General features: G+C 39.4%; 23 protein-coding genes and 2 pseudogenes. 4 read left to right on the top strand and 21 right to left on the bottom strand.

The window, feature by feature from the left end; all coding sequences use genetic code 11:
- The first annotated feature begins 85 nt into the window (after positions 1-85).
- Entirely contained in the window at positions 86-1063 is a 978-nt protein-coding gene (locus tag KX581_RS01390; protein ID WP_231175383.1) for a GMP reductase, read from the top strand.
- A gap of 90 nt (positions 1064-1153) precedes the next feature.
- Here KX581_RS01390 and gmhA read toward each other — a convergent pair whose 3' ends face one another.
- From gmhA to cdh, 15 genes and pseudogenes are all read right to left on the bottom strand, one after another.
- Positions 1154-1732, bottom strand: coding sequence for a D-sedoheptulose 7-phosphate isomerase (gmhA, locus tag KX581_RS01385; protein ID WP_180510349.1), 579 nt, complete (start codon positions 1730-1732; stop codon positions 1154-1156).
- Positions 1725-3110 (bottom strand): D-glycero-beta-D-manno-heptose-7-phosphate kinase, encoded by a 1386-nt coding sequence (gene rfaE1, locus KX581_RS01380; protein WP_180510350.1) that lies wholly within the window; start codon positions 3108-3110, stop codon positions 1725-1727. Before rfaE1 ends, gmhA begins: the two co-directional genes overlap by 8 nt.
- Positions 3107-4099: an ADP-glyceromanno-heptose 6-epimerase gene (rfaD, locus tag KX581_RS01375; protein WP_231175382.1), complete on the bottom strand. Its 993-nt coding sequence runs from the start codon at positions 4097-4099 to the stop codon at positions 3107-3109. Before rfaD ends, rfaE1 begins: the two co-directional genes overlap by 4 nt.
- An 8-nt stretch (positions 4100-4107) precedes the next feature.
- Positions 4108-4632 (bottom strand): D-glycero-beta-D-manno-heptose 1,7-bisphosphate 7-phosphatase, encoded by a 525-nt coding sequence (gmhB, locus tag KX581_RS01370; RefSeq protein ID WP_231175381.1) that lies wholly within the window; start codon positions 4630-4632, stop codon positions 4108-4110.
- A complete protein-coding gene (locus tag KX581_RS01365) occupies positions 4619-5356 on the bottom strand; it encodes a sulfite exporter TauE/SafE family protein (protein WP_231175380.1) in 738 nt (245 codons plus the stop codon). Before KX581_RS01365 ends, gmhB begins: the two co-directional genes overlap by 14 nt.
- A complete protein-coding gene (locus KX581_RS01360) occupies positions 5347-6018 on the bottom strand; it encodes a type III pantothenate kinase (RefSeq protein ID WP_231175379.1) in 672 nt (223 codons plus the stop codon). Before KX581_RS01360 ends, KX581_RS01365 begins: the two co-directional genes overlap by 10 nt.
- Positions 6019-6022: 4 nt before the next feature.
- Positions 6023-7642: a plasminogen-binding protein PgbB gene (pgbB, locus tag KX581_RS01355; RefSeq protein ID WP_231175378.1), complete on the bottom strand. Its 1620-nt coding sequence runs from the start codon at positions 7640-7642 to the stop codon at positions 6023-6025.
- Between the two features lie 4 nt (positions 7643-7646).
- On the bottom strand, positions 7647-8303 hold the full coding sequence (locus tag KX581_RS01350; RefSeq protein WP_231175377.1) for a tetratricopeptide repeat protein: 657 nt from the start codon (positions 8301-8303) through the stop codon (positions 7647-7649).
- Complete coding sequence (dut, locus tag KX581_RS01345) at positions 8300-8737, bottom strand: dUTP diphosphatase (protein WP_000694128.1); 438 nt, start codon at positions 8735-8737, stop codon at positions 8300-8302. Before dut ends, KX581_RS01350 begins: the two co-directional genes overlap by 4 nt.
- Complete coding sequence (greA, locus tag KX581_RS01340; protein ID WP_001031343.1) at positions 8727-9221, bottom strand: transcription elongation factor GreA; 495 nt, start codon at positions 9219-9221, stop codon at positions 8727-8729. The genes dut and greA overlap by 11 nt, the downstream gene beginning before the upstream one ends.
- Positions 9222-9261: 40 nt before the next feature.
- Positions 9262-10344 (bottom strand): lipid-A-disaccharide synthase, encoded by a 1083-nt coding sequence (gene lpxB / locus KX581_RS01335; protein ID WP_231175376.1) that lies wholly within the window; start codon positions 10342-10344, stop codon positions 9262-9264.
- Complete coding sequence (gene mua / locus KX581_RS01330) at positions 10344-10805, bottom strand: nickel-binding protein Mua (RefSeq protein WP_219026009.1); 462 nt, start codon at positions 10803-10805, stop codon at positions 10344-10346. Before mua ends, lpxB begins: the two co-directional genes overlap by 1 nt.
- Before the next feature lie 6 nt (positions 10806-10811).
- On the bottom strand, positions 10812-11165 hold the full coding sequence (hypA, locus tag KX581_RS01325) for a hydrogenase/urease nickel incorporation protein HypA (protein WP_000545280.1): 354 nt from the start codon (positions 11163-11165) through the stop codon (positions 10812-10814).
- 58 nt (positions 11166-11223) lie between these two features.
- Positions 11224-13380: a flagellar hook protein FlgE gene (flgE, locus tag KX581_RS01320; protein ID WP_000946402.1), complete on the bottom strand. Its 2157-nt coding sequence runs from the start codon at positions 13378-13380 to the stop codon at positions 11224-11226.
- Between the two features lie 199 nt (positions 13381-13579).
- Positions 13580-14397, bottom strand: a pseudogene (gene cdh, locus KX581_RS01315) (CDP-diacylglycerol diphosphatase).
- Positions 14398-14665: 268 nt separating this feature from the next.
- Between cdh and KX581_RS01310 the strand changes: the two are divergent.
- On the top strand, positions 14666-14995 hold the full coding sequence (locus tag KX581_RS01310) for a zinc ribbon domain-containing protein YjdM (protein WP_231175375.1): 330 nt from the start codon (positions 14666-14668) through the stop codon (positions 14993-14995).
- Positions 14996-15047: 52 nt separating this feature from the next.
- On the opposite strand, the gene KX581_RS01305 is transcribed toward KX581_RS01310, so the two are convergent.
- From KX581_RS01305 to KX581_RS01295, 3 genes are all read right to left on the bottom strand, one after another.
- On the bottom strand, positions 15048-15263 hold the full coding sequence (locus tag KX581_RS01305; RefSeq protein WP_001206520.1) for a hypothetical protein: 216 nt from the start codon (positions 15261-15263) through the stop codon (positions 15048-15050).
- 84 nt (positions 15264-15347) lie between these two features.
- Positions 15348-16223: a twin-arginine translocation signal domain-containing protein gene (locus KX581_RS01300; protein ID WP_231175374.1), complete on the bottom strand. Its 876-nt coding sequence runs from the start codon at positions 16221-16223 to the stop codon at positions 15348-15350.
- A gap of 144 nt (positions 16224-16367) precedes the next feature.
- On the bottom strand, positions 16368-17885 hold the full coding sequence (locus KX581_RS01295) for a catalase (RefSeq protein WP_000247370.1): 1518 nt from the start codon (positions 17883-17885) through the stop codon (positions 16368-16370).
- 311 nt (positions 17886-18196) lie between these two features.
- Between KX581_RS01295 and KX581_RS01290 the strand changes: the two genes are divergently transcribed.
- Positions 18197-20572 carry a TonB-dependent receptor gene (locus KX581_RS01290; protein ID WP_231175373.1) on the top strand — a complete coding sequence of 792 codons (2376 nt, stop codon included), beginning with the start codon at positions 18197-18199 and terminating at the stop codon, positions 20570-20572.
- Here KX581_RS01290 and ruvC read toward each other — a convergent pair whose 3' ends face one another.
- The gene (gene ruvC, locus KX581_RS01285; protein WP_180594223.1) at positions 20573-21046 is read right to left on the bottom strand and encodes a crossover junction endodeoxyribonuclease RuvC; all 474 of its coding nucleotides are present in this window, start codon (positions 21044-21046) and stop codon (positions 20573-20575) included.
- A 131-nt stretch (positions 21047-21177) separates the two neighbouring features.
- On the opposite strand from ruvC, the gene KX581_RS01280 reads away from it, so the two are divergent.
- A complete protein-coding gene (locus KX581_RS01280; RefSeq protein WP_000646773.1) occupies positions 21178-21903 on the top strand; it encodes an NYN domain-containing protein in 726 nt (241 codons plus the stop codon).
- 781 nt (positions 21904-22684) lie between these two features.
- On the opposite strand, the gene KX581_RS01275 is transcribed toward KX581_RS01280, so the two are convergent.
- Together KX581_RS01275 and KX581_RS01270 are read right to left on the bottom strand one after the other, a co-directional pair.
- Positions 22685-22966 (bottom strand): hypothetical protein, encoded by a 282-nt coding sequence (locus tag KX581_RS01275; RefSeq protein WP_231175372.1) that lies wholly within the window; start codon positions 22964-22966, stop codon positions 22685-22687.
- Between the two features lie 185 nt (positions 22967-23151).
- Positions 23152-23278 (bottom strand): annotated as a pseudogene (locus KX581_RS01270) (DUF3519 domain-containing protein); the annotation flags it as partial.

Genomic DNA, 23278 nt, shown 5'->3' with positions numbered 1-23278 from the left:
TGATCGAGCCTATATCATTTCCTCTTGATTTTTTATTCAATTTAAGGTAAAAATAATGTTTTTAAAGCAAAAAAGGATCAAGTCATTGAAAGTATTTGATTACGAAGATGTCCAACTCATTCCTAATAAATGCATTGTGAATAGCCGTTCAGAGTGCGATACGACCGTTATTCTAGGCAAACACGCGTTTAAAATGCCCATAGTCCCAGCCAACATGCAAACAATCATTAACGAATCGATCGCAGAATTTCTAGCAGAAAATGGCTATTTCTACATCATGCACCGCTTTGATGGAGTGAAAAGAATCCCGTTTGTCAAAAAGATGAAAGAACGCCAGTGGATCAGTTCAATCAGCGTTGGGGTGAAAAAGGAAGAATATCTTTTGATAGAAGAGTTAGCCAAACAAGGATTAACGCCAGACTATATCACAATCGATATTGCACATGGCCATTCAAATTCTGTCATTGAAATGATCCAACGCATCAAAACGCGTTTGCCCGAAACTTTTGTGATTGCCGGGAATGTGGGCACGCCAGAAGCAGTCCGTGAATTAGAGAACGCCGGTGCTGACGCTACAAAAGTTGGCATCGGGCCTGGAAAAGTGTGTATCACTAAAATCAAAACAGGCTTTGGCACGGGTGGTTGGCAGCTGGCGGCTCTTAGGTGGTGCGCTAAAGCAGCAAGAAAACCCATTATTGCAGATGGCGGCATTCGCACGCATGGGGATATTGCAAAATCAATACGCTTTGGCGCGACAATGGTAATGATTGGCTCGCTTTTTGCAGGGCATGAAGAATCATCTGGAGAAACAAAAATAGAAAATGGTATCGCATATAAAGAATATTTCGGTTCGGCATCAGAGTTCCAAAAAGGTGAAAGGAAAAATGTTGAAGGTAAGAAAATTTGGATCCAACATAAAGGCTCGTTAAAAGACACGCTGGTTGAAATGCATCAAGATTTGCAATCTTCAATCTCCTATGCAGGCGGAAGAGACCTTGAAGCGATTCGAAAAGTGGATTACGTGATTGTGAAAAATTCAATTTTCAATGGGGACACAATCTAAAGAAGATCAATGAAAAGCAATTTGCTTTGACTTGGGTTTTTGTTGTTTTTTGATCCTTTCTTTTTAAATTCAGGTGCATAGCCTTTGAATTTAATTTTTATGAGCGAAATGCCTTTCAATGCAATCGCATAAGATGTGGATCATAAGAATGTGCATTTCTTGGATTCGTGGGGTGTCATCGCTAGGGACAATCAAAGCCATATCGCTTAAAGGCTTCATTTTCCCCCCATCACGCCCCGCTAAGCTAAGCGTTTTCATCCCTAAATCTTTGGCTTTTTCATAAGCTTTTAGGACATTTTTGGAATTACCGCTTGTAGAAATCCCTATTAAAATATCTTCTTTATTCCCTAGCGCTTCCACTTGTCTGGCAAACACTTCTTCATAACCATAATCGTTCGCAATGGCGGTGAGGGCTGAGGTATCCGTGCTTAAACTTATTGCGCTCAAGCCTTTCCTTTCCAGTTTATAGCGCCCGGTCAATTCAGCGGCAAAATGCTGCGCATCGCTAGCACTCCCCCCGTTACCGCAAATAAGGATTTTCCCTTGATTTTCTAAAGTTTCTATCAAAAGATGAACGCTTTGCTTTAACGCTTCTTGCAAACTTTCTAAACTTTTTTCTAACACTTCCTTATGGGCTAAAAATTCTTTTTTTATTAAATCATCAATCATTGCATGTCCTTTTAATTTTTTCTATGATAGCGCTTGTGGAATAACCTTCTTCAAACTCTATCAAACGGGTTTCTTTAGCCAACTCGCTCCCTATGACTTCTTTATTGAGGTAGTCCGCTCCCTTGACTAAAATATCAGGCTTTAGGGCTTGAATTAATTTGATGGGCGTGTCTTCTTCAAACACCACGACATAATCCACGCAAGACAAACTCGCTAAAAGAAACGCTCTGTCTTTTTCGCTCACTATGGGGCGTTTATCCCCCTTAAGCCTTTTAATGGAATCATCGCTATTTAACCCCACAATGAGAATATCCCCTAAAGCTTTAGCCTTTTGCAAATAACTCGCATGCCCTTTATGGAGGAGGTCAAAACAGCCATTGGTGAAAACGATTTTTTGCTGATCTAAAGTTTCTAACAGCTTTTCTAAAGGGAGGATTTTGGGGTGCGTTTGGTTTAAAATCAAAGCGATTTCTTCTAAACTCGCTAACGCGCTCCCCATTTTACCCACCACCACAGCCGCCGCCGCATTGGCAAACTCGCAAGCATCTTTTAGGCTCTTTGATTCTAATAAAGAAAGCGTTAAAGACGCGATCACCGTATCGCCAGCTCCCGTAACATCATAAACTTCTTTAGCGATAGTGGGGCAATTGACTAGCTCGTTTTTTTCTAAAAAAGCGATGCCTTGTTCGCTCAAAGTGACTAAAGGCATAGCGATTTGATAAGTTTCTTTTAAGATTTGGAGCGCTTTTGATAAATTAGCATGGCTGTCTAACTTCAAATGGAGCGCATGCTCTAATTCAGCGCGATTAGGCGTGATCAAACTCGCATGAGCATATTTGCTATAATCCTTCCCTTTAGGGTCGCATAAAATGAGCTTGTGGTGTTGGTTGGCTAGAGCGATCATTGTTTGAGCGAGTTCAAAATCCAACACGCCCTTATTGTAATCTGAAAGGATCACGCCATCTATTTCTTGGATTTTTTCTGTGAAAAAATCTAAAAGTTTTTTTCTTAAATCAGCGTTTAAGGGGTCTTTGATTTCCTTATCCACGCGCGCGATTTGCTGGTTTTGCGCGATGATGCGCGTCTTAAGCGTGGTGCAACGGGTTTTATCTATTAAGACGCCTGAAGTGTCAATCCCTCTTGTTTTTAAAGCGCTAATGAAATGCTTGCCCTCTAAATCATCGCCCACGACCCCACATAAAAAAACTTTAGCTTTTAAAGAAATGAGATTATTAGCCACATTAGCCGCTCCGCCTAAATTCTTGCTCTCTTTTTTGACTTCTAAAACAGGCACAGGGGCTTCAGGCGAAAGGCGTTCGCTCTTCCCCCACAAATAATAATCAGCGATCAGATCGCCTACGACTAGGATTTTTTTCATGTGCGCTGTCCTTTAAAAATCGCATGGATATGGGGCAAATAATCTTTAATACCGCTTTCTAAATCGTATAAAGGGGTGTAATCTAAATCCAAAATAGTAGGCTCAATATGCGCTTGGGTGTGCTTTTGGAAAAAAGCATAAGGGTTTTTAATATAGCTCACTTTAAAATCCCCTAAATGCTCTTTTAAAATGCTAACGATTTCATTATAGCTTCTGGCTTGGGAATAACCCACATTATAAACCCCGCTTTTTTGAGCCTTCATCGCTTTCACGTTCGCTTGGATCACATCTTCAATATAGACAAAATCCCTTAATTGCTCGCCAAATTCAAAAAGCTTGACTTCCTTAAACGCCATTGCGCTTAAAGCGAGTTGCAAAACCATGGAAGCGGTTTTTTCTTTATAAAATTCTCTAGGTCCATAGACATTAAAATACCTTAAGCCCACTTGAATGTTATCGCTTGAATGCGAAAGAACAAATTCGTCCATGCAAAGCTTGGAAAAGCCATAAACGTTTTCAGGGTTTTCGTTTGAGCCTACCACATTGGGGGCTTTGGTGTTGCCATAAACGCCCGCTGAAGAAGCGTAAATCACTTTAGCCTTTTTTGATCGAGCGATTTCTAAAAGGTTTAAAAAAGCCTGATAATTGGTTTTCATCACTAATTCTTGATCCAGCATGGTCGTATCAGAAACAGCGGCTTGGTGGAACAAATAATCAAAATGCAATTTTTCTAAACGCCTTAAATCTAAGGGGTTATTAATATCAGCTACAACCACCTCACCCTTAAAACCGATTAAATTCTTAAAATGCCCTAAAGAACTGGGGCGCTTATTACTAGAGAGTGTGTTACTGCGAAACTTATCCAAAATGACTACTTTAGCTTTAGGGTGGTTCTCTTGAAAATAAAAGGCCAAATTACTGCCTACAAAGCCAGCCCCACCGGTGATTAAAATCGTTTGATTTTCTAATCCATCATCAATATAACGCATTACTATCCTTATTTGATTAGTTCCATCATCTCTTTAAGATTTTTACATTGTATCCAAGAATGAGGAGTTTTTAAAAAATTTGTAGTCAATAAAAGGTTATTTTTAACTTTAGCGTTCAAGCCGGCTAACATGTCGCTCTCCTTATCGCCTATCATAAAAGATCGCTCCAAGCAAATTTGATGCTCTTTAGCGGCTTGTAAAATCAAAAAGGGCTTTGGCTTTCTGCAAGCGCAATTTTCTTCTGGGGCGTGCCTGCAAAAATAGACGCCATCCAGATTAAAACCTAATTCTTTGAGCAAGCTTTCTTGGAGGTATTCGGTGAGGTTTTCAAAATCTTTAAGGGTGTAATAGCCCCGGTTGATCCCAGATTGGTTGGTGATTAAAAGCAGTTTGTAGTCCAAAAATTTCGCATGCTTTAGCAATTCAAAAATCCCTTTTTGAAACTCAAAATCTTCTTTTTGACTCACATAGCCTTTATCAATATTGATAATGCCGTCTCTATCTAAAAAAAGGGCTTTGTTAGTGGCGCTCATGTATTCGCTTGTGATCGTGTTGGGTGGTTTCGCTTGAATGGTGCATCGCATGGGGGTTTTGGTGGTTAATGAGCATGATCCCCATATAAAGAATATAAAGCCCAAAAACCCCCATTAAACCTTTAGACAAAAGATTGAAAAATTTCCTGTAAGAAATGGAAATTTTGCTTAAAAAAACCCCCATTAAAAACAACGGCACGCTAGTGCCAAGCCCAAAAGAAAGGCCTAGCATCGCTCCCATAAATGCGCTATGACTGAGAATCACGCTCGCTAAAAACGAATACACCATCATGCAAGGTAAAAACCCGTTCAACACGCCTAAGAAATACAGCCCTAGAATGTTTTGAGATTGCAAGGTTTTTTTCATCAAAAAAGAGATGAAAGGGATTTGAAAGCTTAATTTTTCCACTTTAGCTCCCAAGAGCGCTAAACCGATCAAAATAATCCCCATGCTGATGAATAAAACACCCCTAAAACCCATGCTCACGCTAAGACTATGCCCTAAACCCGCCACTATAGCCCCTAAAAGCATGTAGGTGCTGATCCTCCCTACATTATAAAGGGCATGGCAAGTGAGCTGGTAAGAAAAGCTTGTAATTTTAGAAAATTTTATTTGACTGAACGCGCTCACAATCCCCCCACACATGCCCACACAATGCCCTAAAGACATGCTCAAAGCGGCTAAAAACATGCCCAAAAAACTCAAATTCTGCATCATTTGCATTCTAGTATCCCTGCTTTTTTAAGAGCGATCTCCATCCCGTCAAAAACCAAACTCTCCTTGCAAACAGAATGGGGTAAAAACGCGCTCAAATACTTCGCATCGCCCCCACAAAGATAGATTTTTTGGTTTTTGGCTAAATGCTGGATACAAGAGATGACGCTCAAAATCATGCCGTAATTCACAGCGTCTCTAGTGTTTTTAGGTAAAACTTCTAAAGAATCTAAGGCTTTGAAAGGTTGCTCTAAAATTTTAGCGCTTTTTTTATACGCATGAATATATTGGGCTAAACCGGGTAAAATACACCCTCCTAAATGCTTGCCCTCTTTAATTAAATCAATCGTAATCGCGCTCCCCGCATCCACCACCACGCCATTATTTAGTGCTAGACACGCCATTTGCCGGTCTATCCCAAGCCCTACATAGTCGGTTTCTAAATGAAAAAATCCTGCAATATTTTTAGCGTTAGGATAACAATTCAAAAGGGCTTTTTCATTTTCTTCATTCACGCTAATGTAAAAAATTTCCTTTTGAATACCCAAACGCTTTAAATCTTCTTTAACGCTTGAAAAGAGCTGGTAGTTTTGCGCGAAATGGATACGCGTGTTGCCTATATCGCATAAAACCAGGTTTTTCAAATCTTTAAAAGATTGCCTAGCTGGCATAGGCCTACTTCTTATTCATTTCTAAAGCTTTTCTTTTTTCTTCAAGCTCTTTTTCATCTCTTTCTTGATGCTCTCTCGCTCTTTGTTCAAATTCTCTCGCTCTTTGTTCGGCTTTGGCTTTTTTCTTTTCTTCTTTCAAGCGGCGTTTTTCTTCTTTAGAATTTAGTTTATTCTCTTCTTTTTGAGCCTTGTTCTCTTTAGGAGCGTTTTTGTTTTCTTGATTTTCTTTTACGCCTTTTTGGATAGCGTTATTTTGATCCCTAATAGGCTCAGGCCTTCTGGTTTTAACCTCTTCTTCTTCAAACCCGCTATTTCTTGGCTTAACTTTGTTTTCTTCTAAAGGCTTTTCTTTAGCTTTATGCCTTTCTTGCAAATAAATAGGAGCGTTCCCTTTTTCGCCTTTTTGAGATTTTTTAGATGCAGGTTTTTCCACAACGGGATAAAGCTTGGGTTTAAAATTATTATAATCTAAATAGTAGCGATCATAATACACCCGATTTTTATCATAAAACACCCCTCTATCCAAACGATTGGATGAAAAAAACTTAAAACTGCCTATAGTTGGCGTTTTATAGACATTATACGAATTAAAATCATTCAAATCCACCTCTATCACATACCCTCGTTTTTCTAAAGAATACAATTTATTATGGTTTAATACAATGGTATTGAGCGAAGCAAAGGGTAATTTCACGCTGTTTAATTCCCTCAAACTCTTATCCATTTGCAAAATCTGCCCGTCTAGCGTGAGCACATATAAAGTCCCCTTATCATAAAGCAAATCCACAATATCCCCATCATAGTTGAACTCTTGACCGCTCACCACTGAGAGTATCCTTTTCCCTGTAGAAGCGATCATGTTATTGCCATCTACGATAAGGTAGGTGATATTGTTAAAAAACTTATCGCTGCTGATAACAATGTTTCTAATAGGCGTAGGGTTTCCATGCACATAATCCACGACCAACAAGCGCCCATCTAGCATAGGGAACACCACGACCGTATCCATAAAAATAGGCATCGCCATTAAAGAATTGATCGTGGTGCTTGGGGAACCTTTCTCACTAAAAAGCAATTTTTGAGAAGTGATGTCGTATAAATTCGCTGAATTGTCCGCTAACACCACCGCTAAAAGATTCCCTTTAACGCTCGCGCTCAAGGCAAAAGTCTCCAAAGAAATAACAATAGATTGTTGGCTGGCGTTAGGGTTATTGCTAATCAATTCCACTTGATGACAGACTTTATCTTGGACTTCCGCTTCAACGCCCTTTAATTTCAATTCCGTTTCTTCAGTCTTAGCCGCCTTGCTTTTGCTTGTTTTTTTATCAATCTTGTTCAAACAATCTTGCGCAAGGATGAAAAACCCTTGACTCTCATTTAAAAAACTGCTTTCGTAATTGAAGTTCTTACCGATTCTTAGCTGCGTTAAACCTTTATCGCCTATAACCGCTCCATTTTTCAAAATGGCTCCATAACGATTAGATGAAACGATACTTTCTTGCAAATGGTTAGGGAAATACGCTTCGCCTTTAACTTGGTGTTTAGCGGGTTTGAAGTATTTTCTCATGTTACAGCCGCTAAAGGCAATTAGGGCTATGAGTAAGATTAAAAATGGTTTATTCATCAAATCAATGCGTTCCTTGAATGGTTTCTTTTTTTAGATTGGTTGGTTTGGAAGGGTTTTGCTGAATATCTTCTAACACGCCATAATGTTTTAAAACAGAGATTATAGCATAGAGTGAAGAACTTATAGGGATAGTGGATAAACTTTGATGCGCTTTTTTAATTGCGTCTTTAGAATTTTCTTCATACAACAAGTTCACTTCTTGTAAAGCGCTCATTTCTTTAAGAATGGGGCTTTTTTCAAGCAGGTTTTTATCTCTAGAAAGCGATGCGTAAGAATATTTGGCGAACGCTTTGATAATTTCATTAGAAGATTGCGAAAGTTTTTTAAACTCGTTTGCATCATTTCTCTCACTCGCTCTGGCGAACTGATACAAGTCATACAACTCTGGGGCGACTTCTTTCAATCTTTTTTGCAAGGCTATATTATTAGGACTCTCTAGCACTTCATTATAAATTTGAGTGATCCGCTCTCTCGTTTGCTCATGCTTATAATCTTGTAATTTTGTATCCCCTAAATAAGCGATAAAAGCCACCACGATAAACAACAACACCCACTTGTAGCGTTTGAAAAACTTTTCTAATCTAAACGCCCCCTCTAAAAGCTTTTCATCGCTTTTGAATTCGTTTTTAACTTGCTCTAAATTTTCCTTAATGCTCATGCCTTGCTCACTCCTGTGCTGCCAAACCCCCCACTACCCCTTGAAGTTTCATCTAATTGTTCGCATTCTATAAATTCGGCTTTATAAGTTTTTTGAACCACCCCTTGAGCGATCCTATCCCCTACTTGAACTTTAAAATCTTTATCGCTCAAATTCGCTAAAATGACCTTAATTTCGCCCCTATAATCATTATCCACCGTGCCAGGAGAATTCAACACCATCACCTGATGATTCAAAGCCAAACCACTACGGGTGCGCACTTGCAATTCATACCCCACTTCTAAAGACAAACAAATCCCTATTTTCACCAACCCCACGCTATGAGGTTTGATCATTACTTCTTCTACAGCATGCAAATCAAAGCCTGAAGAGCCCTCGGTTTGGTATTCAGGGATAAGGGCGTTTGGGTGGATTTTTTGGATTTTAATTTTCATCAAAACAAATCTCTTTATAATAAATGTCTAAAATTTCAAAATCGCTTTCGCCATTAGGCAATTGAATGCTCACCGCATCGCCCTTACTCTTACCGATCAAACTCTTAGCGATTGGCGAACCAAAAGAGATCAACCCTTTAGCCGGATCACTCTCCACGCTCCCTACTATCGTATAAGAAAACTCTTTATCGTTGTCTAAATTAAGGATTTTAATCGTGCTGCCAAAACTCACTTTATTATGAGCCAAAACGCTCGGATCAATCACTTGAGCGTTAGCGACAATTTCGCTTAAATCCACGATTCTCGCTTCAATGAAGCGTTGTTTTTCTTTAGCGGCATGGTATTCAGCGTTTTCTTTCAAATCCCCATGCCCTCTAGCAATATCAATTTCTTTCACAATATTAGGCCGTTCCACCTCTTTTAATTGCTTTAATTCCGCACAAATCTTATTGTATCCATGCATACTCATAGGTTCTTTATTCATTTAATCTCCTAAGCTTATTCAGTAGAGATTATAGTAAAAATTAAGTTAAATTCAGCAAAAAAGCCACCTCTTCGGCGACTTTTCTCGTGCTCCCATGTTTTAAATATTCCCTTAATCTCAAACTTTCTTTAAAATAGCACTCTCTATCCATTTCTTTATACGCTTTTAACAAACCCTCTACGCTCAAAAAATGCTGGATCAATTCCGGGTGCAATTGGCTCTCCCCAAGCCCTGGAGTTTCATCATTTAAGGCGTTATAAAAAATATTAGCGAGTCCTATATAATGCAAATTGACCAACATTCTAGCGATCAAAAAATCCATCGTTTTAGCCCTATACGCTAACACAAAAGGCGTGCCAATCAAAGCGGCCTCTAAAGTCGCTGTGCCGCTGCAAATGAACGCAAACTCCGCTTCAAATAAACTTTTATGTGCATCATAAGAAATTTCAAATAATTGAATGTCTTCTCCATAAAGAGCTTTCAAATCCAACCCCTTAAAGAAACTCGGCACCACTAACACACGCCTTTTAAACCCTTCGTTTTGTTCTAAAATTTGAGCCACTTTGACAAACAAAGGGAACATTTTAGCGATTTCACTTTTTCGGCTTCCTGGCATAAACACTAGAGTTTCGCCCTTAATATCTTTTTTATAGTATTTAATCTCATCTAATAAAGGATGTCCTACATATTGAGCCTTTTTTTGGTAATAGCCCACTTCAAAAGGCAAAATCGCTCCCAAAAAATCGCAGTATTTTTCAAGACTTTTAGCGCGCCATTTTTTCCATGCCCAAACTTGCGGTAAAATATAATACATGATTTTTTTATGCGGATCTTGTTTTTTGATTTTTTTGGCTAGGGGGATATTGAAAGAAGAAGAATCCATTAAAAGCACCATATCCGCTTGTTTGGCTAATTGGACCATTTCTTTATGGGCTTTGAGTAAAAACCCTAAACGGCCTATCACATCTCTAAACCCCATGACAGAAAATTCCCTAGGGCTATAGAGTGCCTCTTTGCTTTCAAACACGCCAATGAAACGATAATCTTTAGGCAAATTGTGGCGTAATTCCTCTAAATGCGCATTAGAGCTCGCTTCTAAAGCGCTCACTAAAATCGTGGGCATTATTTGTCTTTCAAAAGGTTTTGGACTTGATAGAGCTTGATTTCTTTATGCAAATCCCTCAATTCAATTTTGAGTAGCGAATTTTCAAAATCTTTTTTAGAGAGATGGTTTTTTAAAAGCCTGTTTTCGCGCAAAACGCTGCGGTATTGCAAATAAAGCCCTTCATCAAACACGCGCTTGCTTGGTTTTGCCATGATAACCTGATTATCACTAGTGAAAACCTCCACTTCTTCAAGGGCTTTAGGGAAAATCACATCCTCTCCTGTATTTTGCGCTTCTTTGTTTGAGCGGGAGTTTTCTTTTTCTGATTTTTTTTGACAGATTTCTTGCTTCAAACCTTTTAAGGTGCTTTTTTTCTTACGCAAGATTTCTTGGACTTGCTTCAATTCCAAACGGATTTTTTTTAAAACTTCCCTAGTGTCTTCAATTTCTTGCTGGTAAGCGTTCAATTTTTCTTGCATCGGTTTTTATTCCGCTAACATTTCTAAAGACAACAAACGCATTTCATTGCCTTGAGTGATAATGACATTCTTGCTGTGGCATTTTTCGCACACCCCATAATCTAGAGCGTTAGGCTTAAAAACATGCGAACAATCCTTGCATTCTAATTCAACCTTTTCATCTACAATGTCTAAAATAGCGTCTTTACACACCAAAGATTCTTCTCTAAAAGTCTCAAACGCGCTCACAAACAAGCTCTTATCCATAGCACTTCTTTCACCAATACCGACCACGACTCTTTCAATCTTATGGGCTTGATTTTTCTTCGCATGCTCTTCGCAAAGAGCGATTAAAGAAGAAACGACCGAGTATTCATGCATACTAAACCTTAATCTTTAAATTAGCCCCTATTATATTGTATTAGAGTAATCCTTTAGTTTATTGCTTAAGATTCAATAGGGTATTAAGGATTTGATCGGATGTGGTTACCGCTTTAGAGTTCGCTTGAAACCCCCTTTGAACCACAATCAAATTCGTTAAACTCCGGCTCAAATCCACATTACTAGACTCTAGTTTGGATCCTGAAATCGAACCCCTACGCCCCGTATTAGCCGCACCGATTAAGGCTTGCCCTGAGTTTCCGGTTTGAGAAAAGACATTCCCGCCTAAAGCCTGTAAGCCCGCATCGTTAGCGAAATTCGCTAACGCCACTTGAGCGAGCGCTAAAGTCCTGCCATTACTGAACGCTCCTAAAAGCACCCCGTCTGAATCAAAGCGGACATCCATCAAATCGCCCGCCTGATAGCCGTTTTGCTCAATCGCATAAGTTTCAGAAATCTTATCCACGCTCGTTAGCCCATCAAAGCTCCCTGAGGAACCAAAGGCTAAATTGATGCGTTGGGGAGCATCAGCGCCATTTTTAGGGTCAAATTGCAAAAGAGGCGGGTTCATGCCCGCAAGCGATCCGTCGTTATTAAAATGCAAACGGCCTCCTTCAAACACATTAGGCCTAGCCGCTGACCCCCCTACTAATTCCCCAGGCTCAGGCACGATCACCCTAAAATTCCATTCCGCTCCCCCACTCCTATAAAACTCAATGCGCATGGCGTGTTTAGTGCCTAAGCTGTCTATCACATCAATGCTTGTCGCATGCGTAGCGTGGGTGAATTTAGAACTGCTCGCTGACGCTCCCCCTTCAATTAAAGAAGCGGTATTAAGCCCTTTCATCGCGTTTTTAAACAAAACATTGTTCGTTACGCTGTCTGAAGAATACCCGCTCACAAAGATATTGAGATTTTCTTTAATGACATTTTTATTGTCTTTATTATTGATTTCAAACATGCCGTATTGATTGATTGTAACCCCTATAGAAGCCGCTGAGTCCTGGTAATTGTCCGCTAAGCTAGGATCTTTTACGATATTAGCGTCATGCTGGATTAATGCACGCAAGTCTTCAGTGGTCCTAAACTGCCCAATATCCGCATTAGGGCTGATAGAATGCGTGTAGCTGTATTTGAAAGCCGTTACATCTTTATCGCCGTCTAAAAAGTTAGCGAACGCTCCGGTTCCGGCTTGAGTGACCACAATGTTTTTAAGCTTTTCATCGCCATCTAATTCATTGGTGTTTTCCAAACGCAATTGCTTGCCGTCCAAATAAGCTTCAATGCCTGTTTGGCTTTTGACCGCGTTGATCGCATTTTTGGCCGCTACTAGGCTTGAAGTCCTGCTCACCGCTGAATCGTTGGTGAAAGAAATCTTAACCCCATTCAATTCAAGCGTGCTGTTTTCTGCAGAAGGGAGGATGTCTTTGACCATTTTTGCGCTCTTATAACTCACCCAAATCCCTTGATTTTCATTCAATAAAAGAGCGTCGCCATCTTCATTGTATAAAGATCCCATGTCTTCAGCGACTTGAGCAAGATTCGTGCCTGAATCATACACCGGATTAATGCCATCTGAAGGGGTTTTAGCCGAAGAATCCAAAGCAAATATCGCCGCTGTTTGATCCGCATGCCTTCCAGCGTTTAAATTCGCCCTCATAGAAATGCGGTTACTCGCTCTAGCTGGCATCACCATTCCTGGATCAATTCTAATGTTTTCTAAAGGGCCTGTGTTATCCACTTTTAAAGCGTCCGTATCGCTCCCTTTATTGCCGGTATCGCTCCCGTTTCTCACCCACCCTTGCACCACAAGCCCGCCGGTGGTAACCAAACTCCCTTGCGAGTCAAAAAGGAACTCCCCGTCTCTAGTGAAATTGCGCGTGATCCCCCTATCAGGGCTAATAATAAAAAAGCCATCGCCTTGAATCGCTAGATCGGTTTTGACATCTGTGTTTTGGATATTGCCTTGTGAAAAGATTTTAGTCGTCGCATCCACGCCTACCCCAAGCCCCACAGAAAAGTCATTCTGCCCTGCTAACCCGTTTTTATAGGGTGCGGTAGCGATGAGTTTGACTTGAGAGAGCATATCCACAAAAGAAGCCCTAGAATATTTAAACCCAGTGGTATTCACGTTCGCAATATTATTACTCTCAATATCCAAAGCGATTTGGTGGGCTTGCATCCCATTGACACCAGACCATAAAGACCTAAGCATGGTTATCCTTTAATGTAAAGAAATTCAATCTATGCAAAATAAAGCAAAAGTTGTTCCTAAATAGCTTTTTAGAATGATTGGTTGCGGATTTTAAGTTTTATTAATCAAAAAGATCGGTCAAATTCATAAGGGGATAGGGAGTTTTGTAACACTACCCCATAACGCTTTTTAAAGGTTATCGCTCAAAATCTAACCCACCTTAACGCAAAATCGCGCATTCATGATCTTGAATCTCTTCGGCTGAAGCGCGATTGGAAGTCAATGGGTTAAATCGTGTCGCTAATAAGACAAAGGAGTTATCGCTTTGTTGCACCACCGCCAAGCCATAGTCCCCCATGCGTTTATGCACATTAGGCACTTCTTTATTAAGCATGATAAACGGGCTTTTTTGCGCTAATTCGCTCTCTGTTACCCGACGCGCCAAGTATTTATGCCCGTTCAAACCCCCTGATAATGGCGACCAACGGCTGTTGATTTTTTTTAGATTATTGTCCAGCTGTTTGCGCGCATCAAGGCTAATGCAAGAGATGTGGATATGAAAATGGTTTTGCGATCGCCCTTTGCTAGAGTTAATCGTCAAAGAGATTGCGCTATCAGGAATGGGTTTGCCGTATTTTTTACTCATAAAATCACGCGCTTGCCAGGATAAATAAAAAAAGTTAGGCGTAGAAGAATCAAGCAACAAAGGGCTTTCAATACCGCTAATGTGAGTTGTTGGCATCAACAAATATTGCAACGGGCCGTTAATATCTTTTAAAACCACATAGCCGGCATCGGGTTTGACTTCTATGCATGGCGAAGGATTCTGATTTTTCTCATAATTAGGCAGACATTTCTCAAAAACAATCTTACGCAACACATTCGGATCTTTAGCGTTTAAGCTCATAACAACGATAGCCACCATCGCTAAAAAAAGAAAGCCCGCTTTTTTCATCTTTTTTGCTCCTTGTTTTTAATGAGAGTTTTTACAAACCCTCTTGTTATTTTTCTACAATAGTGGTTAAAATCTTTAATCATTATGATTATTTTAATAAATTTTAACTTATTTGTAACATTTGGTAACCTATTTTTAAAAAGAGATTTTTGAATACTAACTAGAAAAAATTTAAATTGATAACATTAAAAAAATCTAAAAGAATTTTTAAAATATTAAATAGCTTGCGTTAAGCAGGTGGTAATTTTTCGTCATGCGATCTTATGGGGTTGGTGCTTATCAAAATAAAGCGTTTTATAACCTTGATTTAGGTAATATCATCAACCTAATACCACTATAAGGACGATTACCATGCAAGATTTACCCCCATGCCCTAAATGCAATGACGCCTACACCTACCATGATGGCACGCAATTAATTTGCTCTAGCTGTTTGTATGAATGGAATGGAAATGAAGTTAATGATGAAGAATTGATCGTTAAAGATTGCCACAATAATCTTTTACAAAATGGGGACTCGGTCACTCTCATTAAGGATTTAAAGGTTAAAGGTTCATCTTTAGTGCTTAAAAAAGGCACTAAAATCAAAAACATCAAACTTGTCAATAGCGATCACAATGTGGATTGTAAAATAGAAGGGCAGAGCCTGTCTTTAAAATCTGAATTCCTCAAAAAAGCTTAGGAGAATACAAAAGCTTAAGAAAAAACTTAGTGGCTTTTTAGGCTTGTAAAAATCATTTTTTAGAAAAAATCAACTTGTCCAGCTTGAAAAAAATCACCGCTCCAATGGTTTGCCCCAAGAAAAGATTGAGCCACAACGGAAAATTGAAATAATAAAAAATCTCCATAAAAGGCAGCATCACCAACGCGCTCAACATCCATCTAAGCCAATAAACCAAAAACAGCTTAGAAGCGTATTCTGTGCCAAGTTTCTTAAAAAATTCTCGCATAAAGACAACCCTTTAAACCCTTTTTGCAAACTCTCCCTAAAAAGGAAAGCCCGCTATCAAGGAATATTTCTAAATTTCATGCCTTTAGACAATCGTATAGGACACTCTTTTTTCAAAAAGTTTGCTCTCGTAATTGCCTAAATCCCTACCATCCACAAGGGCGAAAGCATCGCCAAAAGTCGCCAATAAGGCAGAATCTAACTGCATGTCTTTATGGCGATTCAATGGGATAAAAACTTCCTTGTGATTATTTTGAAAATCAAACGCTAGAAATGAATCTTTCAAATACACTTCCACTCTAGGAGTGTTTTTCACCACGCTGTTTTGACCCAATTTCAAGCCTTGCACTTCAGCGCTTTTAATCCCACACGCATGGCATAAGGACACAAACATGCTCTCTTTTGAAATGGTTGCAAACCAAGGCAAACTCTCGCGCTTAGGCAAATTTTCTTTACCCTCTAAAGCCTTCTGTCTTCTAGGCATCTCATGCTTGATGAACGCATAAAAATTACGAACGCTTTCTTTAGGGGTTATTCCCTTGAGCTGGTTGGCAATATTAGCCACGCTCGCATCGTCTCTTTCATAACGCCCCATTGCTACAAAATCGCTCGTTTCAAACAAACGATCATTCAATTGATAGCTAGCGATCTCATAAGACAAATGGACTTGCTTTTTTTGAGTGCTTTTTAAAAAATCCACTTGCAAATAAGGCACTCCAAAATTGAGCATGCTTTTATAACTGGCATGATTGCCTTGTAAATGCACATTGCTCGCTACAACACTTGGCATGGGAATAAATAAGGAAGTGTTTTCTGCAGAATCAAAATCAATGCTGTATTGAGCTTCTATTTTATATTTTGCAACACTCCCTTTGCTTTCTTCTGCCTGCAAAATCTGTGCTCCTAAAACAGCACCTGTAGCACCTAAAGCAGTCGTTTTAATAAAATCCCTTCGTTTCATAACTATAACTCTTTATTGTAATTTTTAAATTCGTTAAATGAATGAAAAAGTAGGACACACCACCAAAGGATTGATGAGTATCCAAAAACCTAAATTTTGAAAGACAAAGCGTTCCTAAAAAATAAGAACGCTTAAAGAAAAGGGTTACTTTTTCTTTTTTGTGTGGTGCATGTCTTTTCCATGCATGTCTTTCATCATTTTTTGGTGTTTTTCAAGAGCTTTTTTAACTCCCTCAGCGTATTTGGGGTCAGCTTTCTTGAAATGCTCCAATTGTTTATCCACGATTTCCTTATGGGTAACATGAGCTAAAGACTCTCCAATAGTGTCATGCAACCTTTCTTTTTCATCAGCTGGCAGTGAGCGGTAGTAATCACCTGGTTGGGTGTAGTAATCGCTATCATCAGCTCTGTAATCCCAATTCCACACTTCAAACTCTTTCTCAATATGAGCTAAGTTGAACTTAGGATCTCTTGCGCTCTTATCTTCTTTATAGCCAGGCAATGAGCTAGGCGTATAGTTTTGTAAAGAGCCGTAGTACCCGTTTTGCATGTAACCATCTCTGCTAGAAGAGTGGAACGGGCATCTTGGTTTATTAACCGGTATTTGAGGATAATTAACCCCTAAGCGGTAGCGGTGTGTGTCTCCATAAGAGAACAAGCGCCCTTGTAACATCCTATCAGGGCTATAGCCAATTCCAGGAACGACATTAGCCGGACTGAATGCCGCTTGCTCCACTTCTGCGAAATAGTTTTCAGGATTTTTATTCAACTCTACAATGCCCACTTCCATCAACGGATAATCTTGGAGATACCAAATTTTAGTTACATCAAACGGATGGAATCGATATTTCTTAGCATCTTCTTCTGGCATCACTTGAATGCTTAATTTCCATTTTGGGAAATCCCCTCTAGCGATCGCATTGAATAAATCCCTTTGATTGGAATCAGGATCATATTTTCTGACTTCTGCGGCTTCTTCGTTAGTCAAGTGCTTAACGCCTTGCATGGTATGAAAGTGGAATTTCACCCAAAAGCGTTCGCCTTTAGCGTTGATAAGACTGAAAGTGTGGCTGCCAAAACCATCCATGTGGCGGAAAGATTTAGGGATCCCTCTATCGCTCATAACCCATGTTACTTGGTATAAGCTTTCAGGAACATTACTCCAAAAATCCCACACCATGTCGTGGTTAGGCAAATTGGTTTGAGGATCTCGTTTTTGAGTGTGGATGAAATCAGGGAATTTGATCGCATCACGGATAAAGAAAACAGGCGTGTTGTTCCCTACTAAATCCCAGTTACCTTCTTCAGTGTAATACTTCATCGCAAAACCTCTAGGGTCTCTCACTGCATCCGCACTGCCTCTTTCCCCTGCCACAGTAGAAAATCTGAAAAAGCATTCAGTTTTTTTGCCCACTTTAGAGAAAATTTTCGCTTTAGTGTATTTAGTGATGTCTTTAGTCACGGTGAAAGTGCCATAAGCTCCGCTTCCTTTAGCATGCACTACCCTTTCAGGAATCCTTTCTCGATCAAACGCTGCTAATTTTTCCAAAAACCAAGTGCTTTGTAATAAAACAGGACCTCTAGGGCCAGCCGTAATCACATTGTTGTCATCCCAAACGGGAGCACCAAAAGCAGTGGTTTGTTTCACATCTTTATTAACCATCTTTTTTCCTTTATTTGTATTGTAAATCTTCGTAATCTGACACTAATCCGATTACTTGTGGAAATTATCACATAATTTGTTATACAAAGACTAACAAGATTCAATTTCCTTAAAAAATCCTTTTTTTAAGAATGAAAAACCCCCTTAAGTATTTCTATTTGTAACAATTAATGAAAATAATAAAGATTAAAAACAAAATTTTATTTTTAATCTGGTTTTAATAATAATTATCATACTATTCTATCTCAATGCATTGACGGATTTTTTTTGATTTTTATTTTTTGAATTTTCAGATTAAGGAGAATTATTGGATGTTTTTAAGATCATACCCAAAGCTTAGATACGCTTTATGTTTACCCCTACTCACTGAGACTTGCTATAGCGAGGAGCACACTTTAAATAAGGTTACCACCCAAGCTAAAAGGATTTTCACTTACAATAATGAGTTTAAGGTTACTTCTAAAGAACTGGATCAACGCCAAAGCAATGAAGTCAAAGACCTATTTAGGACTAACCCTGATGTGAATGTGGGCGGAGGGAGCGTGATGGGGCAGAAAATCTATGTGAGAGGCGTTGAAGACAGGCTTTTAAGGGTTACAGTGGATGGGGCTGCGCAAAATGGCAATATCTACCACCACCAAGGCAACACCGTGATTGATCCTGGCATGCTCAAAAGCGTGGAAGTGACTAAAGGCGCGGCTAATGCGAGCGCGGGGCCAGGAGCGATTGCGGGAGTGATTAAAATGGAGACTAAAGGAGCGGCTGATTTTATCCCTAGGGGGAAAAATTATGCAGCGAGTGGGGCGGTGAGTTTTTATACCAATTTTGGCGATCGAGAGACTTTCAGATCGGCCTATCAAAACGCGCATTTTGATATTATCGCTTACTACACGCACCAAAATATTTTCTATTATAGAAGCGGTGCTACAGCGATGAAAAACCTTTTTCATCCCACACAAGCCGATAAAGAGCCAGGAACTCCTAGCGAGCAAAATAACGCTTTGATTAAAATGAATGGCTATTTGAGCGACAGGGATACGCTCACTTTCAGCTGGAACATGACACGAGATAACGCCACACGCCCTTTAAGGAGTAACGCTATAGGGTTAGCTTATCCTTGTGAAGCCCCTTTTAGTCCTGATGGCGCTCAAGGGTGTCCTAATGTGTTAGATAGTTTCACAAGGTATTTGTATCACTCTATTAATAGCGCTAACAATCTTTCCTTACAATACAAAAGGGAAGCGGGAAATTCTTTTGGCGACCCACGATTAGATTTTACCCTTTATACAAGCATCAGGAACGCTCAGTTTGATCCCCTATTTGATCCTAATGGCGTTTATGCTAAATTCCCCACTTCTTTAGCGAGCGCATGGGAAAAAGAAAATTACCCATGCGTGGAAGGCGGGTATTGCACCCCAAGCTTTTCAGATGTGGATAAACCAAGCTCGCAGCCTAGGGATTTGTTTTTAAACAACACCGGCTTAAACCTTAAAGTCGCACATGTGATTGATGAAGCCACAGACAGCCTTTTTGAATACGGATTCAATTACCAAAATTTAAGCGTTTTTGACGCTCGTATCCCCAAATCAGAATTATACAGGCCTAATCAAGTTTATACTGATGATAAAGGACAAAAACAAATCGCTTGCACTCTTGTGGATAATAACCCTAATGACCCTACGCTATGCCAAAGAGGGAAAGCCAATGGGAATATTTATGGAGGCTATGTCCAAGCGAATTACTCGCCTCATAAAATCATCACTTTTGGAGCTGGGGTGAGGTGGGATGCTTACACGCTTTATGATAAAGATTGGAACCACCGCTACACTCAAGGCTTTAGCCCTAGCGCGGCTCTTGTAATCAGCCCCATTGAGCCTTTATCTTTAAAAATCACTTATTCTCAAGTTACAAGGGGGGTTATGCCAGGAGATGGCGTGTATATGCGCCAAAACGATTTACGATACGCTAAAAATATCAAGCCTGAAGTGGGCTCTAACGCTGAATTTAATATTGATTATTCAAGCCAGTATTTTAGCGGGAGGGCTGCGGCGTTTTATCAAGCTTTGGATAATTTCATCTCACAATACGCGCAAAATTTGATTGTAACCAATTTGAGTCAAGCGATTAGGATTTATGGCTATGAGGTGGGTGGGACATTCAAATACAAAGGCGTGAGTTTGAATGTGGGGATCTCGCGCACCTGGCCCACCACTAGGGGGTATTTAATGGCGGATAGCTATGAGCTTGCCGCAAGCACCGGTAATGTTTTTATCATCAAATTGGATTACACCATCCCCAAAACAGGGATCAATCTTGCATGGCTTAGCCGCTTTGTTACCGGTTTAGATTATTGCGGGTTTGATATTTACTTGCCTGATTATGGGACGGCTGAAAAACCCAAAACCCCTACCGATTTAGCCAAATGCGGATCCCAATTAGGATTAGTGCATATGCATAAACCGGGCTATGGCGTGAGTAATTTTTATATCAATTGGAGTCCTAAAACCAAAAGCCACTGGAAAGGTTTGTTGCTTTCAGCCGTGTTTAATAATGTTTTCAACAAATTCTATGTGGATCAAACAAGCCCTTATGTCATGAGCCCGGATATGCCAGGCACTGACGCTATTAAAAGAGCGATCGCCGAGCCCGGGTTTAACGCGCGCTTTGAAGTAGCTTGCAAATGGTAGTTAGTGGGGCTTCAATCGTTGCGCATGCGTGATAGCAACGGCTATCGCATCGCTAATATCCAAAGGCTTGATTTCGCTTGTGATGTTAAGCAAGCGTTTGACCATAAAGGCTACTTGCTCTTTAGCAGCTTTCCCGTTACCGGTTAGGGCTTTTTTGACTTGTAGGGGCGTGTATTCGCTAAAATTGCCGATCCTTTCTAAAATCTTTAAGGACAACGCCCCCCTGAATTGCGCGAGCTTGATCACGCTTTTAGGGTTATACGCAAAAAAAATATCTTCAATCGCTACTTCATGAACTTCGTAACGATCCAATAAGCAATCTAAGGCCTCTATCAAATCTAAGATTTGTTCTTGCAAGCGTGTCGTGGTGATATTAATGAACCCGGCCGTGATTAAAGAAAGCTTACTAGAAGTGTGAGAAATGATAGCATACCCGCATTTCCTACTGCCCGGATCTATTCCTAAAATACGCATCAATCATTCCTGTTTATTTATCGCAAGGTTTAAAAAACGCTATTATTATATCCATGTTTCTTGTTGGCACAAAATACAAGATTGCATTAAGAATTTTTAAAAAATTTAGCGTATAAATAAGGGAGCAATAAATGAAAGCAAACACAATCATATTAGTGGATTGGGAGAATTTCAGGCGCGATATTAAACAAACAAAATGCGTTAATTACAATATCGCTTTAGATGTGATCGTTACTATCAGGGCTTTTTTACTAGATGATGAATGGATCAGCCGTATTTACTTTTATACCACCCCACCCTTTGATTTTGAACATGCGTTATGGGATAAGAGGAACGACACCCTCCAAAATGAAAAAAATCCGGGAACAGAAATGAAAATCTTCACAAGCAGCGACATTGAAGAGATCTTACAAAGCAGTGAAGCGACTAAATGGGAGAAGATTTATAGCGATGTGGAAAATTTCCAACACGATCTGGCTTCATTGGATCAAGTGGAATTGAGGTTAGGGAGGACTAAGTTAAACGCAATAAGGGTGGAGTTTGATGGGAGTTATAGGGCGTTATTGGAACAAAAGCAGGTGGATATGCTCATGGGTCTTGACATTCAAAGAATAGCCTTTAAAAAAATAGCTGATAGGATTTTGATATTTTCAAAAGATACGGATCTAATCCCCGCGCTCAAATTAGCTAGAGATGAGGGGTTAAGGGTGGATATTGCCGATTTGTCTAACAGATTGTCTCTTCTTAGTCAGGATTTGAAATACAATTCGGATAAAGTGAGGAAATTGAGCAGTAACGAAGTCAAAGACAAGCTTTTTTCCATCAGAGAAAACCTCACTAAAACCAACTGGGCTTAAACTAAACCATAAAAAGGGTTATTTCATTTTTATAGAGTTTAAAAAATCATTTTTTAAAAACTCAATTATTGGCATTTGATTAGAACAAAGCCAGAATTTTTAAAGGGGTTTTTAGGCTTATTTTTCTCATACTGACTGGGTTGGGTAGTTTATTGCCTTGCTTATTCTTTTGTGGTAGGATTGGGGTTATTAGAGTTTAAAGAAGAAGCTAAACGCTCTCCATCTTTTGTAATTAAGCTAGGGTCTATAAACTTAGCTTGCTCTCTAAGATTTCCTGCTTTCTTTTCAAACCCTATAATAACCCACTCACTCTTTAATGATTCGCCTTATCCATTATCCTTCTCGCTTCTCCTATAGATTTGATTGTAGCTATTGAGTTCGCTTTCTTTCATTTCTTGACTTTTTCAAGTTTTTGTTTTATAGTTTCAATGAGCCCACTCATTGCTTTTTAGCATTTTCAGCTATCTTGCGGAATGAAAGAGTGGATAATGTCCGCCTTGTTCATCTCTGCTTTAACATCGTTTTTTGTTTTTCATTTATTCTCCTTGCGTTCTCCTTGAAAAGATTTAGGTCGTTATTTGACTTTGTTGGGGTTTTTGTGGTAACATTTCTAAAGATGTCGCTATAGGAACTCAACCTATGGTTGCCCCTTAGAGGGTTTGGTGTCTTGCATTAAAGCTTTGATTGATGCATCATTTTTAAAATTAATTCATTTTTCACCCATTGACTCATTAAAGTTTTTTAAGTATTGTTCTTTTTAGCACCACCATGGGAACTCGACCTATGGCTGAACCCTTGCGTTAGCATTGAGTCCGGTACTTGAAAACTTCTTATAAGCGTTGTTATTCTTATAATCTCCGTTACTCTTGAACATTATTTTTAAAACTAATTCACTCTTTCTATTATTTATATTTAATATTTTTGTGCTAATATTGTCAAGGCATGGGTTGGAGAATAACTTTCTAACCCATACTAAAAACACTTTGAGTGTGCCAAGAGACCCTGACACATAAGACGCAAGGGCTTGTGTATGGTCAAGGTGAGGCTTTTTAATGCTTTTCATTCCTTACTCCTTGTGTTTAATTTTTTATGTTAAAGTTTCAAAACACATTAGCTTTATCAAATATGTCTAGCACTCAGCTCATAACTGATGGTCAATTGCTATTCTGAGATTTTGCTAATGTTTTTCTATGGGCTACACTATCCTTATAATTTCGTTTTATGCTTCGTTTTTAGTATTAATTCATACTTTTCGGCGTTGGCTTGTTCTAATAGGCTTAAATTTTTAGCTTCTTGTGTGGTTTCGTTTAAATTTTCGCTTGTTTTTAGTAAATCCTCTTGATCTGTTAGGGGTTTTTGGGCAGGATTCTTTGTA

The organism is Helicobacter pylori (assembly GCF_021062735.1).
Taxonomy (GTDB): Bacteria; Campylobacterota; Campylobacteria; order Campylobacterales; family Helicobacteraceae; genus Helicobacter; species Helicobacter pylori_DN.
Note: the sequence above shows the minus strand (reverse complement) of the source record. Positions and strands in the feature narration are given on the sequence as shown.

What these genes read in the sequence shown, in the direction of transcription:
- hypA (WP_000545280.1), bottom strand. Translation starts at nt 11,165, where the DNA reads ATGCATGAATACTCGGTCGTTTCTTCTTTAATCGCTCTTTGCGAAGAG.
- flgE (WP_000946402.1), bottom strand. Translation starts at nt 13,380, where the DNA reads ATGCTTAGGTCTTTATGGTCTGGTGTCAATGGGATGCAAGCCCACCAA.
- gmhA (WP_180510349.1), bottom strand. Translation starts at nt 1,732, where the DNA reads ATGATTGATGATTTAATAAAAAAAGAATTTTTAGCCCATAAGGAAGTG.
- KX581_RS01300 (WP_231175374.1), bottom strand. Translation starts at nt 16,223, where the DNA reads ATGAAACGAAGGGATTTTATTAAAACGACTGCTTTAGGTGCTACAGGT.
- KX581_RS01365 (WP_231175380.1), bottom strand. Translation starts at nt 5,356, where the DNA reads ATGCAAATGATGCAGAATTTGAGTTTTTTGGGCATGTTTTTAGCCGCT.
- lpxB (WP_231175376.1), bottom strand. Translation starts at nt 10,344, where the DNA reads ATGCCCACGATTTTAGTGAGCGCTTTAGAAGCGAGCTCTAATGCGCAT.
- greA (WP_001031343.1), bottom strand. Translation starts at nt 9,221, where the DNA reads ATGAATAAAGAACCTATGAGTATGCATGGATACAATAAGATTTGTGCG.
- KX581_RS01295 (WP_000247370.1), bottom strand. Translation starts at nt 17,885, where the DNA reads ATGGTTAATAAAGATGTGAAACAAACCACTGCTTTTGGTGCTCCCGTT.
- pgbB (WP_231175378.1), bottom strand. Translation starts at nt 7,642, where the DNA reads ATGAATAAACCATTTTTAATCTTACTCATAGCCCTAATTGCCTTTAGC.
- KX581_RS01280 (WP_000646773.1), top strand. Translation starts at nt 21,178, where the DNA reads ATGAAAGCAAACACAATCATATTAGTGGATTGGGAGAATTTCAGGCGC.
- KX581_RS01290 (WP_231175373.1), top strand. Translation starts at nt 18,197, where the DNA reads ATGTTTTTAAGATCATACCCAAAGCTTAGATACGCTTTATGTTTACCC.
- ruvC (WP_180594223.1), bottom strand. Translation starts at nt 21,046, where the DNA reads ATGCGTATTTTAGGAATAGATCCGGGCAGTAGGAAATGCGGGTATGCT.
- mua (WP_219026009.1), bottom strand. Translation starts at nt 10,805, where the DNA reads ATGCAAGAAAAATTGAACGCTTACCAGCAAGAAATTGAAGACACTAGG.
- KX581_RS01360 (WP_231175379.1), bottom strand. Translation starts at nt 6,018, where the DNA reads ATGCCAGCTAGGCAATCTTTTAAAGATTTGAAAAACCTGGTTTTATGC.
- KX581_RS01305 (WP_001206520.1), bottom strand. Translation starts at nt 15,263, where the DNA reads ATGCGAGAATTTTTTAAGAAACTTGGCACAGAATACGCTTCTAAGCTG.
- KX581_RS01310 (WP_231175375.1), top strand. Translation starts at nt 14,666, where the DNA reads ATGCAAGATTTACCCCCATGCCCTAAATGCAATGACGCCTACACCTAC.
- KX581_RS01350 (WP_231175377.1), bottom strand. Translation starts at nt 8,303, where the DNA reads ATGAGCATTAAGGAAAATTTAGAGCAAGTTAAAAACGAATTCAAAAGC.
- dut (WP_000694128.1), bottom strand. Translation starts at nt 8,737, where the DNA reads ATGAAAATTAAAATCCAAAAAATCCACCCAAACGCCCTTATCCCTGAA.
- rfaE1 (WP_180510350.1), bottom strand. Translation starts at nt 3,110, where the DNA reads ATGAAAAAAATCCTAGTCGTAGGCGATCTGATCGCTGATTATTATTTG.
- KX581_RS01275 (WP_231175372.1), bottom strand. Translation starts at nt 22,966, where the DNA reads ATGAAAAGCATTAAAAAGCCTCACCTTGACCATACACAAGCCCTTGCG.
- rfaD (WP_231175382.1), bottom strand. Translation starts at nt 4,099, where the DNA reads ATGCGTTATATTGATGATGGATTAGAAAATCAAACGATTTTAATCACC.
- gmhB (WP_231175381.1), bottom strand. Translation starts at nt 4,632, where the DNA reads ATGAGCGCCACTAACAAAGCCCTTTTTTTAGATAGAGACGGCATTATC.